The sequence below is a fragment of the Brevundimonas vesicularis genome, from assembly GCF_032067225.1.
Taxonomy (GTDB): Bacteria; Pseudomonadota; Alphaproteobacteria; order Caulobacterales; family Caulobacteraceae; genus Brevundimonas; species Brevundimonas vesicularis_F.
Genome location: NZ_DAMBJX010000026.1, coordinates 28,185 through 39,902, shown reverse-complemented (window position 1 = coordinate 39,902; position 11,718 = coordinate 28,185). Strand labels below are relative to the sequence as shown.

Here is an 11,718-nt window from a genome sequence, read left to right as displayed (position 1 = left end):
GAGGTGATTGAATGACCCAAGCTGACGTTCCCGCATGGGCCGCTATCATCGTCGTCGCCCTGGCCCTCATCGGCTCGGCCCTTTCGCTACTGGGCGCGGTTGGGCTGGTTCGGCTGAAGACCTTTTATGAGCGCGTTCATGCCCCGACGCTTGGGGCTACGCTAGGCATGGCGCTGGTCCTGCTGGCGTCAATCGTTTGGTTCACGACCGTGGAGCGGCGTTTCATGCCGCGCGAAATCCTGATCGGCCTGTTCCTGACGGTCACGACGCCGGTCACCCTGATCCTGCTTGCCCGCGCCGCCCTGTTCCGTGATCGCACCGACAGGGTCAAAGACACGCCGAGGAAGGGCTGATCGACCGGCAAAAAAGAAGCCCGGCGGGGGCGCCGGGCTGCAAGCAGGTTCGGTGATGGTGTCCCTGAGGACGACCCATTCCTTAACCGAAATGGTTTCCAGATCGTTAAACTCCCTCAGTCCGGCAGCCAGGCCGTCTGTCGCCCCGCTGGATCGACAGGCCAAGTGATTCGCCAGCCTGCCCCCGCCCGCTCGACGACGAAGCTCCCAGCCGCGCCCGCGCCCGGATAGTCGAAGCGCTTTCCATTCACCGCGATCGTCGCCGCACCCGACTGTCCGATAACTGTCCGCCAGCGGCCGCGTCCGATCGCCGTCGGCGCCATATCTGCGCCGTTGATATTGACCGAGGGAGCAGCTCCATTTGTTCGGCCCGACGCCATCAAAGTCGCACCGTCCGAATCCACCGCATCCAGCCCTTCGGCGCCATCGAGGCGAACAGTCGGTTGGCCAGCGGCAATCAGGGCGACGGGACCGGCCCCGCCCTGGATCACCACCAGGGTCTCGGGCGAGACCGCGGCGTCCTCGCCCACCTGCACCTCAGGCGTGAAGCGCACATCGCCGCTCAAAGGCGGCAGTCTCAGTTCGAACCGCCCCGCGCCGTCCGCCGTCGTCGCCACGGCCGCAGTATCCGGCGCACGCAGCACGACGCGCGCATTGGGCCCCGCCCCGCCGCGCAGCACCAGAACGCCGCCGTCGCGCACCACGCCATCAATCTGGGGCGGGCGAACCCAGGGCGAGGCCTCGTCGGCTCCCGTCGGCCCCGCCACGCCGCCCTGCTGATCGGAACAGGCTGCGGCAGCCAGGACCGCGACACACGCGACCATCATCCGACGTTTCATCCTGCGCCTCTACGATATAGGACTGGCGACCCAGCGGCTCGAGCCTGTGTTAGCTTGAGCGCCGTCGGTTTGGCCATGGCCAGGCCGCCTGTTCGTTTTCTTCGAGGCTTCATGTCCCTGCCCCCCGTTTCGTTCCTGCCGTTCGACGGCTCTTCCGTCTGCCTGTTCTGCGGCGCCTCCGAGACCGCCGATCCCACCTATACCGAAGCCGCCTACGCCTTCGGCAAGGTCGCGGCCGAGGCCGGCTGGCGGCTGGTCTATGGCGGCGGCGGCGTGGGCCTGATGGGGGCCTCGGCGCGCGGCGCGCATGAGGCGGGCGGCCGGGTCGTCGGCATCATGCCGGCCTTCCTGCGCAGCCGCGAACGCCTGTTCGACGAGGTCGAGACCGTCGTCGTCACTTCGATGCACGAACGCAAACAACTGATGTACGACCAATCCGACGCCTTCGTGGTCGCGCCCGGCGGCATCGGCACCCTGGAAGAGGTCGTGGAGTTGCTGTCCTGGAAGCGGCTGGACCTGCACCACAAGCCGGTCGTCTTCCTGAACCTGAACGGCTTCTGGAACGGCTTCTTCAACTTGATGAAGCACAGCGTCGCAGAAGGAATGACGCCGCCGTCGTTCTTGGACGCCTGGACTGTCGCCGAAACCGTCGAAGAGGCGATGGCGCAGGTTCAGGCCGGCGGCGATGCGCCGCAATTGAAACATGATCATCGATAAGTGATCATCGCTCATAATCCGCTGCGCGCGTCTTGACAGTTTTTATGGAAAACTGACATGGGAGCGGAGCGGCATGACGCCGTTCTTCATTTCGGAGAGTTTTCGATGCGCGCTTTGCTGATCGCCGCCGCCCTGTTCGCCGCCGCCCCTGCGGTCGCCCAAGCCCCCGCCGCCACCAGCCTGACGCTGGCCGACGCCGGCAAGGCGCCCGCACGCGCCACCATCATCGACGGCGCTCGTTGGTCCTGCGAAGGCGCGACCTGCACCGCCGCAGGCGGCACGGAACAGCCCGCGACGCGCGCCTGCCGTCGCGTGGTTCAGAAGTTCGGTCCCGTGACCGCCTTCTCCTACAAGGGTGTCGCCCTGAGCGCCGACGAACTGGCCGTTTGCAACGCTTGATTTGATTGAGGCGGCTTAGGCCGCCTCACCTCTCAGACGCCGCTGGATGGTTTCGCGACCGATCAGCGGCGCCATGGCCGCCATGTCCGGCCCGTGCTGCTGCCCCGTCAGCGCCAGACGCAGCGGCATGAACAGCGCCTTGCCCTTGGCGCCCGTCTCGGCCTTGACGGCCGAGGTCCACGCCGACCAGGCGTTCTCGTCGATCACTTCCGGCAGCAGACGCAGCGCTGTTTCAATGAAGGTCGCATCTTCGATCACCGGTTGGATCGGACCACGGACGATCTGCGCCATGTCCGCGACGTCGGCAAACTTCGTCAGATTGCCCCGCACCGTATCCCAGAAGGCTTCGCCCAGATCGGCGCCGAGAGCCTGAAGACGCGGCTGCGCCGTCGCATAATCCATGACGTGCAGCGCCTGGGCGTTCAGCCGGTCCAGATCCGCCGTATCGTAACGCGCCGGCGAACGGCCCATCTTGGAGAAGGCGAAGCTCTGTCCCAGAGCCTCAACCGAGGCGCCGACTTCCAGCGGATCAGAGGTGCCTATCCGGCCAAGGTGGCTGGTGATCGCGATCGGCTCATAGCCCTGGTCGCGCATGTCGCTGATCGACAGCGATCCCAGACGCTTGGACAGGGCCGCGCCGTCGGCGCCGACAAGCAGCGGCATGTGGGCGAAGCCCGGAACCGGCGCGCCCAGCGCCTCGAAGATTTCGATCTGCGCCCCGGTGTTGGTGACGTGATCCTCGCCCCGGATGATGTGCGTGATGGCCATGTCGATGTCATCGACCACCGACGGCAGTGTGTAGAGGAACAGACCGTCCTCGCGGATCAGCACCGGGTCCGACATCGAGGCGGTGTCCACCTCCGCATGACCGCGCGCCAAGTCTTCCCAGGCGACGCGCTTGCCGTCCAGCTTGAAGCGCCAATGGGGGCGGCGCCCTTCGGCTTCGTAAGCGGCCTTCTGATCTTCGGTCAGTTCCAACGCAGCGCGGTCATAGATCGGCGGCAGGCCGCGCGACAGTTGCACCTTGCGGCGACGGTCCAGCTCGTCGGCGGTCTCATAGGCGGGATATAGCCGCCCCGACGCCTTCAGCCTGTCGGCTGCTTCTTCGTAGCGATCGAACCGCTTGGACTGGTTGTAACGCTCGTCCCACGGCATCCCCAGCCAGGTCAGGTCGTCTTCGATCCCCTGTTCGAACTCGGGCGTGGAGCGCGCCAGGTCGGTGTCGTCGATGCGCAGAACGAACGATCCGCCCTGCCCCTTGGCGAACATCCAATTCACCAAGGCGGTGCGGACATTGCCGACGTGCAGCTTACCCGTGGGCGACGGGGCGAAACGAACCTTGACGGACATAGATAGACGACCTCGAAAGCGAGGCGGCTAGGTCGCCCCGCAACCCGGCGAAGTCAAGGCGCGGACGGCTTAAACCTCAGTCGTCGCGGTGAACGCGTTCGCGGCGTTCGTGGCGTTCCTGGGCTTCGACCGACAGGGTCGCCGTCGGACGGGCTTCCAGACGACCCAGGCTGATGGGTTCGCCCGTGTCCTCGCAGTAGCCGTAGGAGCCGTCCTCGATCCGGCGCAGCGCGTCGTCGATCTTGGAGATCAACTTGCGTTGGCGGTCGCGGGTGCGCAACTCCAGCGCGCGATCGGATTCCGAAGACGCCCGGTCCACCAGATCGGGGTGGTTTTCGGTTTCGGCCTTCAGATTGACGACCGTGCCCTTGGACTCGCGAAGGATCTCATCCTTCCAGGCCAGCAGCTTCTTCTTGAAATAGGCTTGCTGCCGTTCGTTCATGAACGGCTCGCTGTCAGACGGCCGATACGGGCCGGTTTCGTCGGACACAACGGACGCCAAGGCGCTCATCGATCTCACGCTCTCTAACACGCCCCCCTGTGGCGTAGATGGCCGTATAATCAGCCCGTCGAGTCGCGGCAACGCGGTTCTCGATTCCGTGATGAAAATAGGGCGACTAACCGCCTGACAGTGGCAAAAGTCACTCACTGCCAAAGCTTAGCCGCCTGATGTCAGACGATTATTTCGTATCACGGGCGGTTGCGGCGCATTTCCGCCTTCGCCAGTTCGACTGAGGCGCGCAGGTCGATCTGATCCAGCAGGGCGGCCAAGTCCTTGTCGTCGTCGGCGGCGCGCTCCTCGCGCAGGCTCCGCGCCAGACGATCCAGAGCCCCATCGTCGGCGTCGCCGTTCAGCAGGGCCAGCTTGATTTCGTCAAGGCGATCCAGAAGACCGCTGCCGCGCCGGATCGCGCGACGTCGCTTTTCCACTGGTCCCTCGACCCCTTGAAGGGCCATCAAGGCTGAGACGTCAGAGACCCCGCCCGTCGCTGCGCTGGCGGTCGTTGCAGCGGGCGCGGACGGAGCTGCGGCCTGCCCCAGCGAAAAGCCGCTGGCGGATCGCGTCGGACGTGTGCTGGCAGGCGTGTTGACGCCGTTGGGGCCGACAACCTTCATGTGCAGGTGCTCCGCGTCATGAAATCATGGATGACGGACGGCGATGACTGTTTGGTTAACACCCCGGCAAATCCTGCCGCTTCTCTGACCGTCAAAGGCCGATCGACATTGAATTCACGTCGTTAATTCTTCGGCACGATCCTCGCACTGATGACGGCGTAACGTTGCGTGGACGCCTGACCGATGCAAAATCTGCTTGCCCGCCTGATCGCCTCCGTCGCCGCGACGCTCGTCGTCGCCGGCGGCGCGACCTCGGCGTTGGCCCAGTCGCAATCGCGCATCAAGGATATTGCGGCCGTTGAAGGCGTGCGAGGCAACCAGTTGGTCGGCTACGGCATGGTCATGGGGTTGAACGGCACGGGCGATTCCTTACGCAACTGCCCCTTCACCCGCCAATCGCTGGAAGGCATGACCGAGCGGCTAGGCGTCAACATTCGCGGGGCCAACGCCAACACCAAGAATATGGCCGCCGTCATGGTCACGGCCGACCTGCCCGCATTCGCCACGCCCGGCTCGCGCATCGACGTGTCGGTAGCCTCCATGTGCGACGCCAAGAGCTTGCTGGGCGGTTCGCTGGTCGTCACCAGCCTGCAAGGCGCGGACGGTCAGGTCTATGCGGTGGCGCAGGGCTCGGTCCAGACCGGGGCCGTCTCGGCGTCGGGCGGGTCGGGGTCGTCGGTGACGCGCGGCGTGCCGACCGCCGGTCGCATCGCCTCGGGCGCGCTGGTCGAGCGCGAGACCGGCTTCCAGATGGCTAATATGAACGAGGTGCGCCTGAACCTGCGCAACCCCGACTTCACCACCGCCCAGCGTGTCGCCGCCGTCGTCAACGCCGCCTATCCGGGGTCGGCCCTGGCCGAGAACGGCACGGTCGTGTCCCTGCGGGCACCCGGCGAACTGGGCATGGCAGGCTTCATAAGCCGGATCGAGAACTTGGCCGTCAGCGTCGACACGCCCGCCAAGGTCATCATCGACGAGGTCAACGGCGTCATCGTCATGGGCGACGCCGTGCGCATCTCTCGCGTCGCCATCGCTCAGGGCAACCTGACCATATCGGTGGACGAGCAGCCGCAGGTCAGTCAGCCGGCGCCTTTCAGCCGGGGCCAGACCGCCGTCGTACCCTCGACCCAGGTGAACGTCGAAGAGGATCTGGGCACCCAGATGCGGCTGGTCGGCGGTGGCGCCAACCTGTCCACCCTGGTCAACGGCCTGAACGCCCTGGGCGTCAGCCCGCGCGACATGATCAGCATCCTGCAGGCCATCAAGGCCGCCGGCGCCCTGCAGGCCGACATCGAGGTGATGTGAGCATGACCGACCTGACCGTCTCCGCCGATCTGCTGCGCCCCGCCGCGGCCGCGCCGACCGCCGTAAACCGCGACAAGATCGCTGAAACCGCCAAGGCCTTCGAGGCCACCTTCATTTCCCAGATGCTGAAGCCGATGTTCGAAGGCCTGTCGACCGACGGCCTGTTCGGCGGCGGCCAGGGCGAAGCGACATGGCGCAGCTTCATGCTGGACGAAATGGCCAAGTCGACGGTGAAGGCCGGCGGCATCGGCCTGAGCAACATCGTCATGGCCGAAATGCTGAAGATGCAGGAGGGCCGGCCATGAGCGACACCGAACTGGCCCAGGCGCGCGTTCGTCAGCTGACGACCCTGACCTTGCGTCTGACCGAGCGACTGAAGGCCGAAACAGCCGCTTTCGCCGATGGCCGTCCTCAGGATGTGGCGGCCGGTCTGTCGGAAACCCAGGAAATGGCCAATCTCTACCGTCGCGATTCCGCCCATGTGAAGGCCAATCCGGCGCTGCTGAGCGGCGCTCCGCTCGAAGATCGAAAGACCCTGATCGACGCCACGCGTGAGTTCGACGCGGCCCTGACGCGACACAGCCGCGCCGTCGATGCCGCGCGCCAAATCTCTGAGGGTCTGGTCCGCGCCATCGCAGCGGAGGTCACCGCCGCCCGCACCCCCGCCTCCGCCTATGCCGCCGACGGCCGCGCCTCGCTGGGCGACGGACGCGCTGTGGCCCTCAATCGGATGGCCTGAACCGGATACCCCTTCGCCGTTCGCCGATCACGGTTCGCGTCCTAAGGGTCATTGCCTATTTTTTAAGCGACTGTGTGGCAGCATGGCCTCATGACGCTGACCACCCGCCTCCTAGGCCTGGCCTTCGCTTCCGCCGACACTCTGGTGGAGGTGGATCCAAAAGGCGTGGTCGCCTTTGCGATCGGCGCGGGCGCCGTAGCCGGCGAGGACGCAGGCGCGACCTGGACGGGCCGTCCCCTGCTCGATCTGCTGCACGACGGCGCCTCCACCCTGACCGCCCTGCAAGGCATGAAGGCTGGCGTGCGTATTCCGGCCACGTCGATCCTTGTGGCGGCCGGTCCCGACCGCGTGCGCCGCGCCTCTTTCCGCGCCTTCGTTCTGCCGCAGATGGCGCCGGCTGTCTCCTGCGCCATCTCCTACGAAGGCCCGGCCTTTGCGCTGGAGGATCTTGAAACTCGCCCGCTTCTGGAACCGGAGGATTTCCTGGCCGACGCCGGACGCGTGCTGGAGTCCAACCCCGATCTGGCCCTGGCTTTCCTCGACATCACCGGGTTGGAGAATGTCACCGGCGAAGCCGCCGACCGTCTGAACCGCCGCATCGAGGCCACGCTTCAGTCCGCCGCCGTCGAGGGATCGAGCGCGTCGCAGGTCACGGGCGTCCGCTATGCCCTTCTCCGCCCCGCCAACGACCGTCGCGACATCGCCGCCGAAATCGTGGAAGCCGGTCGCGCCGAAGGGCTGTCGCTGGGTGCGGAGGCGTTCAGCTCGCCCGTGCCGCCGGGATCGGATTCTCTGTGCGTGCTGCGCGCCATGCGGTTCGCCATCGAAGGCTGCCTGAAGGGCGACGGCCTCGCCAATCCGCAGATCGCCTTCGCCGACTCGCTGAAGCGCACCTTCCGCGACGCCGAGACCTTCCGCAGCCTGGTCAAGTCGCGCGAGTTCCAGGTCCATTATCAGCCCATCGTCCATCTGGATTCACGAGCGGTCCATCACTTCGAGGCCCTGACCCGATTCAGCGGCAACAGCGGTCCCGCCGAAGCCATTCGCATGGCCGAGGAGCTGGACATGATCGAGTCATTCGATCTCGCCGTGGCGGAAAAGGTGCTGAAGCGGATGCGCCAGCCCGGCGCCGGCCTGCTGAAGATGGCGGTCAATGTTTCGGGCGCCTCCCTAGGCGACGACACCTATGTCGAGCAGTTGCTGCGCATGACCGCTGGCGCGCCCGAAGAACGTCGTCGCCTGATGGTCGAGGTGACCGAAACCTCAGCCGTCGCAGACATCGAAGCCGCCGACCGTCGCTTGGCTGCGCTGCGCGAAGCCGGTATCAAGGTCTGCATCGACGATTTCGGCGCGGGAGCCGCCGCCTTCGACTATCTGCGCAAACTGTCGGTGGACTCGGTCAAGATCGACGGGGCCATCGTTCGCGATATCCAGACCGATCAACGCTCCAAGGCCATGCTGCACAGCATCGTCGAAATGTGCCGTTCGATGAGGCTGGAAACTATCGCCGAGATGATCGAGACCGACGGCGTCGCATCCGAACTCAAGGCGGCGGGCGTCGAATACGGCCAAGGCTGGCTGTTCGGCCGCGCCGAAGCCGAGCCGCGCACCCAACTGTCCAGCCCGTCGATGGTCCGACGCAAGGGCGCCGTCGAGGCCTGGGGCTGAACGACCTCAGAGCTCGACCGTGCGCGTGATCTTCAGCGCCGCCAGGAAATCCACGTCGTGGCTCACCACGATCAAGGCGCCGTCATAGGCGTTCAGCGCCTCTTCGACCGCCGCGATGGCGTCCAGGTCGAGGTGGTTCGTCGGCTCGTCCAGAACCAGCAACTGCGGCGGCGTCGCGCCTGTCATGACGCAGGCCAGGCCCGCCCTCAGCCGCTCTCCGCCCGAAAGTTCGCCGACCCGGCGCTGCGCCGCCGTATTGCGAAACAGGAACCGCGCCAGCGCCGCCTGGGCGTCATTGACCGACCCTTTCGGGTTCAACCGCCGCCACGCTTCCACCAAGGTTTCGTCCGGGTGCAGGATCTTGACCTCTTGGTCCAGCAGCACCGCACGCACAGGCCGATCGACGGCGCCCGTGGTCGGTTGCAGATCGCCGGTGATCAGCCGCAGCAGGGTCGTTTTGCCCGCGCCGTTCGGTCCCGTTATCGCGACCCGTTCAGGCCCAACCAGCTTCAAATCAATCGGCCCGACGATCGTCCGCCCCTCAGGTGTCGCCCAGCCGGCTTGGTCCAAGGTCAGCACCGCCCGTCCCGTTGGCAGGCCGGAGGTCGGCATCGGGATCGCCAGCGTCCGCGTTCGCTCTACGCGCGCCTGGGCTGAGGCCAAGGCGTCCTGCGCGGCCGCGGCCTGACGTTCGGCCAGCAAGCCGCCGCGCCCGCCCGTGTTTACAGCGCGCTCGGCCCGGGCGCCCAGCAGGATTTTCGGCATGTCGCCCTTGGCGGCCTTGCGACGGCCGGCGGCGTCGCGGCGCGACTGAGCCTCCGCGCGCTGCTGAGCCTCGGCGCCGACACGCGTGAGTTCGCGTTGGGCTTCGGCCAGATCCCGCGTCGCCGCCTCGCGTTCCAGCGCTTTTCGCTCGACATAGGCGTCATAGCCGCCGCCATAGCTGGCGACGCCCAAGCTCGACACCTCAAGGATTCGGTCCATGCGGCGCAACAGGTTGCGATCATGGCTGACCACCACGAACCCGCCGTCCCAACGCGCGATGACATCGGCGACCAGCGCCCGCGCCTGTGCATCCAGATGATTGGTCGGCTCGTCCAGCAGGATCAGATCGGGCTGGGCCAGCCTCAAACCCGCCAGCCGCAACCGCGTCTGCTCGCCCCCGCTGAGACTGCACGTCAGGCGTTCGAGGTCCAGGTCAGGCAGCCCGATCTCTCGCAAGGCCTCGTCAAGACGCGTCTCCAGCGTCCAGTCCGCCTCGGCCAAATCCTCGGCCGTTCCCTGCCCCGCCAAAACCCGCGCCACAACAGCCAGCGCCGCTCCAACGCCCAGGGTTTGAGCGACGGTCTCACCGGGGTTTGGCTCATACCGCTGATCCAACACGCCAATCGTGCCGGTTCGCGCGACAGCCCCCTCAGCCGGCGCAGCTTCGCCCGAAATCAGACGCAACAGCGTGCTCTTGCCCGCGCCATTGCGACCGACGACGCCGGTGCGCTCAGGCCCGAACGTCAGGCTCAGATTGTCGAAAAGGGTGGCGCCGTCCGGCGTCCTAGCGGCGACCTTGTCGAGTGTCGCGAGTGCGGACGGGGACGCGTTTCGGCTTGGGCTGATTGGCATTGAGGATCACGAGCAGCATGGCGGACAGGGCGGAACCGGTGGCCAATGCGATGATCATGATCGTCAAACCTTCTGCAAAACGCGTCAGAACAGGGAGGATGGGTCGTAATCCCGCAATGCGCAAGTCTGGCGTCGAACACGGCCGCGTGAGAAGCTTGGCGTTGAGGAGACAATCATGAAGACCGTCATCACCCTCGCCATCGTCTCCACACTGGCTTGCGCCGCATGCGCGACTGCGCCGGACCGGCCGCCGTCAGCCCCGGATTACAGCGCCGTTCCGACCCAGGCGTCGACGCCCAACGCGCGGCTCTATGCCGCCTGCCTGGAGCAGGCCGCCGCAGCCGACGCCTATCGCCGCGCGGACAACGGGGACGGCGCAGAATATATCCTGTTTACCTGCACGGGTGCGCCGGCCGCCGCCTTCGCCAAGGCCTTGATCCCTTGGAGCGAGAAGATCGGATCGACATTCCAGCGTGACGGCCGCACGTTCCGCTCGACCGCAAAGGTCGAGGCCGACCTGTTCGGAGTCGATTCCTGCTCGACCGATGCGACGGGCGGAGACGCCATCTGCATCCTGTCATTCAACGCCGGCGACTTCCTCGACCAATAGGATGGCGACGGCTAGACCAGCCGTCATGCAAACCCGTTTCCGCATCGAAGACCCCGCCGGCGCCGCCGCGCGGCGCGAGGCCGCCGTCCAGCGCCTGCGGGACGAAACGGGCATAGACGAAGCCATGATCGACGCCTTGGTCGAAGACTTCTACGCCCGCGTCCGCGACGATGCGCTGATCGGCCCGATTTTCGCGGACCGGATCACCGACTGGGCGCCGCACTTAGCGCAGATGAAGCTGTTCTGGTCGTCCGTCGCCCTGTCCACGGGCGTCTATCAGGGCCGGCCGATGCCGAAACACCTACCCCTTCCCATCGATGCGCGGCATTTCGATCGCTGGCTGGAGTTGTTCGCCGAAACTGCGCGTGCCCTGTGCCCGCCCATCGCCGCCGACCACTTCATTGAACGCGCCCGCCGCATCGCCGAAAGCCTTGAACTGGGTGTCGCAAACGCCAGCGGCGTGCTTCTAGCCAAGGGCGAGCGTTTCGTGCGGCCCACGCAGGCATGGATGCCGGAATAAATTTAGGCGGCAGGCGCTTTAGCTGGGGCTCCAGTCATCGTCAAGTTCAGATTGAATCCCGCGACTTTCCATGCGTCACCCTCTTTGACGAAGTTTGTCTGAACGTGAGCCACTCGGTCGGGATAGGTATAATCTTGACCCACCACATAGAAGCGGCCGCTCGTACTTGTCATGCTCTGGTAGCCGGTCACCGTAGGTTCGGGAGCCGTGTCGTGACCGATCATGTTGCGGAGCATGGGGATTTGCGCCCTCACGTCTGCAGTCTTATTTGCGGACGACAAGCGCGCCAAAATGGCGGCTTCTCGGCCCGCTACAAGGTCTGCAAAGGTCGCCTTGGCTTCAGCATTCAAGGCAGGATCGGATTTAGGAAGCGTCGCATTGAAGTTGCAACTGGCTAAGGCTGCCGCCGCCAAAAGGCCCGCAAACTGTTTCAAATCCAACCCCCACTTCGGTGACGCCAGTCTAGCTTCGATCAGCGGGCGCAC

At 65.8% G+C, this 11,718-nt stretch carries 15 protein-coding genes; 9 read left to right on the top strand and 6 right to left on the bottom strand.

Annotation, left to right across the window (positions count from 1 at the left end):
* Positions 1-11: 11 nt before the first annotated feature.
* Positions 12-353 carry a monovalent cation/H(+) antiporter subunit G gene (gene mnhG / locus RT123_RS08640; protein WP_313008747.1) on the top strand — a complete coding sequence of 114 codons (342 nt, stop codon included), beginning with the start codon at positions 12-14 and terminating at the stop codon, positions 351-353.
* A 116-nt stretch (positions 354-469) separates the two neighbouring features.
* On the opposite strand, the gene RT123_RS08635 is transcribed toward mnhG, so the two are convergent.
* Positions 470-1,192 (bottom strand): hypothetical protein, encoded by a 723-nt coding sequence (locus RT123_RS08635; RefSeq protein WP_313008746.1) that lies wholly within the window; start codon positions 1,190-1,192, stop codon positions 470-472.
* Between the two features lie 111 nt (positions 1,193-1,303).
* On the opposite strand from RT123_RS08635, the gene RT123_RS08630 reads away from it, so the two are divergent.
* Together RT123_RS08630 and RT123_RS08625 are read left to right on the top strand one after the other, a co-directional pair.
* Positions 1,304-1,909 (top strand): TIGR00730 family Rossman fold protein, encoded by a 606-nt coding sequence (locus RT123_RS08630; RefSeq protein WP_313008745.1) that lies wholly within the window; start codon positions 1,304-1,306, stop codon positions 1,907-1,909.
* Between the two features lie 105 nt (positions 1,910-2,014).
* The gene (locus RT123_RS08625) at positions 2,015-2,308 is read left to right on the top strand and encodes a CC_3452 family protein (RefSeq protein WP_313008744.1); all 294 of its coding nucleotides are present in this window, start codon (positions 2,015-2,017) and stop codon (positions 2,306-2,308) included.
* 15 nt (positions 2,309-2,323) lie between these two features.
* Here RT123_RS08625 and gltX read toward each other — a convergent pair whose 3' ends face one another.
* The 3 genes from gltX to RT123_RS08610 form a co-directional block, all read right to left on the bottom strand.
* The gene (gltX, locus tag RT123_RS08620; RefSeq protein ID WP_313008742.1) at positions 2,324-3,658 is read right to left on the bottom strand and encodes a glutamate--tRNA ligase; all 1,335 of its coding nucleotides are present in this window, start codon (positions 3,656-3,658) and stop codon (positions 2,324-2,326) included.
* A gap of 76 nt (positions 3,659-3,734) precedes the next feature.
* Entirely contained in the window at positions 3,735-4,169 is a 435-nt protein-coding gene (gene dksA / locus RT123_RS08615; protein WP_017504616.1) for an RNA polymerase-binding protein DksA, read from the bottom strand.
* A 179-nt stretch (positions 4,170-4,348) separates the two neighbouring features.
* A complete protein-coding gene (locus RT123_RS08610) occupies positions 4,349-4,774 on the bottom strand; it encodes a flagellar assembly protein FliX (RefSeq protein ID WP_313008741.1) in 426 nt (141 codons plus the stop codon).
* Positions 4,775-4,957: 183 nt separating this feature from the next.
* Here RT123_RS08610 and RT123_RS08605 point away from each other — a divergent pair, with 183 nt between their 5' ends.
* The 4 genes from RT123_RS08605 (at position 4,958) to RT123_RS08590 (ending at position 8,486) form a co-directional block, all read left to right on the top strand.
* Positions 4,958-6,079 (top strand): flagellar basal body P-ring protein FlgI, encoded by a 1,122-nt coding sequence (locus tag RT123_RS08605; protein ID WP_017504614.1) that lies wholly within the window; start codon positions 4,958-4,960, stop codon positions 6,077-6,079.
* Between the two features lie 2 nt (positions 6,080-6,081).
* The gene (locus RT123_RS08600) at positions 6,082-6,384 is read left to right on the top strand and encodes a rod-binding protein (protein ID WP_313008740.1); all 303 of its coding nucleotides are present in this window, start codon (positions 6,082-6,084) and stop codon (positions 6,382-6,384) included.
* Positions 6,381-6,818, top strand: coding sequence for a flagellar basal-body protein FlbY (locus RT123_RS08595; RefSeq protein WP_112861663.1), 438 nt, complete (start codon positions 6,381-6,383; stop codon positions 6,816-6,818). The genes RT123_RS08600 and RT123_RS08595 overlap by 4 nt, the downstream gene beginning before the upstream one ends.
* A 90-nt stretch (positions 6,819-6,908) precedes the next feature.
* Positions 6,909-8,486 carry an EAL domain-containing protein gene (locus tag RT123_RS08590; protein ID WP_313008739.1) on the top strand — a complete coding sequence of 526 codons (1,578 nt, stop codon included), beginning with the start codon at positions 6,909-6,911 and terminating at the stop codon, positions 8,484-8,486.
* 6 nt (positions 8,487-8,492) lie between these two features.
* Here RT123_RS08590 and RT123_RS08585 read toward each other — a convergent pair whose 3' ends face one another.
* Positions 8,493-10,103: an ABC-F family ATP-binding cassette domain-containing protein gene (locus tag RT123_RS08585; RefSeq protein WP_313008738.1), complete on the bottom strand. Its 1,611-nt coding sequence runs from the start codon at positions 10,101-10,103 to the stop codon at positions 8,493-8,495.
* A 175-nt stretch (positions 10,104-10,278) separates the two neighbouring features.
* On the opposite strand from RT123_RS08585, the gene RT123_RS08580 reads away from it, so the two are divergent.
* Both RT123_RS08580 and RT123_RS08575 read left to right on the top strand, forming a co-directional pair.
* The gene (locus RT123_RS08580; RefSeq protein ID WP_153923548.1) at positions 10,279-10,713 is read left to right on the top strand and encodes a hypothetical protein; all 435 of its coding nucleotides are present in this window, start codon (positions 10,279-10,281) and stop codon (positions 10,711-10,713) included.
* Between the two features lie 25 nt (positions 10,714-10,738).
* On the top strand, positions 10,739-11,233 hold the full coding sequence (locus RT123_RS08575) for a group III truncated hemoglobin (RefSeq protein WP_313008736.1): 495 nt from the start codon (positions 10,739-10,741) through the stop codon (positions 11,231-11,233).
* Between the two features lie 2 nt (positions 11,234-11,235).
* Here the strand turns inward: RT123_RS08575 and RT123_RS08570 are convergent.
* The coding region (locus RT123_RS08570) for a hypothetical protein (RefSeq protein WP_313008735.1) at positions 11,236-11,718 on the bottom strand (483 nt) is incomplete at its 5' end.

What these genes read in the sequence shown, in the direction of transcription:
- RT123_RS08610 (WP_313008741.1), bottom strand. Translation starts at nt 4,774, where the DNA reads ATGAAGGTTGTCGGCCCCAACGGCGTCAACACGCCTGCCAGCACACGT.
- RT123_RS08595 (WP_112861663.1), top strand. Translation starts at nt 6,381, where the DNA reads ATGAGCGACACCGAACTGGCCCAGGCGCGCGTTCGTCAGCTGACGACC.
- mnhG (WP_313008747.1), top strand. Translation starts at nt 12, where the DNA reads ATGACCCAAGCTGACGTTCCCGCATGGGCCGCTATCATCGTCGTCGCC.
- RT123_RS08575 (WP_313008736.1), top strand. Translation starts at nt 10,739, where the DNA reads ATGCAAACCCGTTTCCGCATCGAAGACCCCGCCGGCGCCGCCGCGCGG.
- RT123_RS08625 (WP_313008744.1), top strand. Translation starts at nt 2,015, where the DNA reads ATGCGCGCTTTGCTGATCGCCGCCGCCCTGTTCGCCGCCGCCCCTGCG.
- dksA (WP_017504616.1), bottom strand. Translation starts at nt 4,169, where the DNA reads ATGAGCGCCTTGGCGTCCGTTGTGTCCGACGAAACCGGCCCGTATCGG.
- gltX (WP_313008742.1), bottom strand. Translation starts at nt 3,658, where the DNA reads ATGTCCGTCAAGGTTCGTTTCGCCCCGTCGCCCACGGGTAAGCTGCAC.
- RT123_RS08580 (WP_153923548.1), top strand. Translation starts at nt 10,279, where the DNA reads ATGAAGACCGTCATCACCCTCGCCATCGTCTCCACACTGGCTTGCGCC.
- RT123_RS08600 (WP_313008740.1), top strand. Translation starts at nt 6,082, where the DNA reads ATGACCGACCTGACCGTCTCCGCCGATCTGCTGCGCCCCGCCGCGGCC.
- RT123_RS08605 (WP_017504614.1), top strand. Translation starts at nt 4,958, where the DNA reads ATGCAAAATCTGCTTGCCCGCCTGATCGCCTCCGTCGCCGCGACGCTC.
- RT123_RS08590 (WP_313008739.1), top strand. Translation starts at nt 6,909, where the DNA reads ATGACGCTGACCACCCGCCTCCTAGGCCTGGCCTTCGCTTCCGCCGAC.
- RT123_RS08630 (WP_313008745.1), top strand. Translation starts at nt 1,304, where the DNA reads ATGTCCCTGCCCCCCGTTTCGTTCCTGCCGTTCGACGGCTCTTCCGTC.
- RT123_RS08635 (WP_313008746.1), bottom strand. Translation starts at nt 1,192, where the DNA reads ATGAAACGTCGGATGATGGTCGCGTGTGTCGCGGTCCTGGCTGCCGCA.
- RT123_RS08585 (WP_313008738.1), bottom strand. Translation starts at nt 10,103, where the DNA reads ATGCCAATCAGCCCAAGCCGAAACGCGTCCCCGTCCGCACTCGCGACA.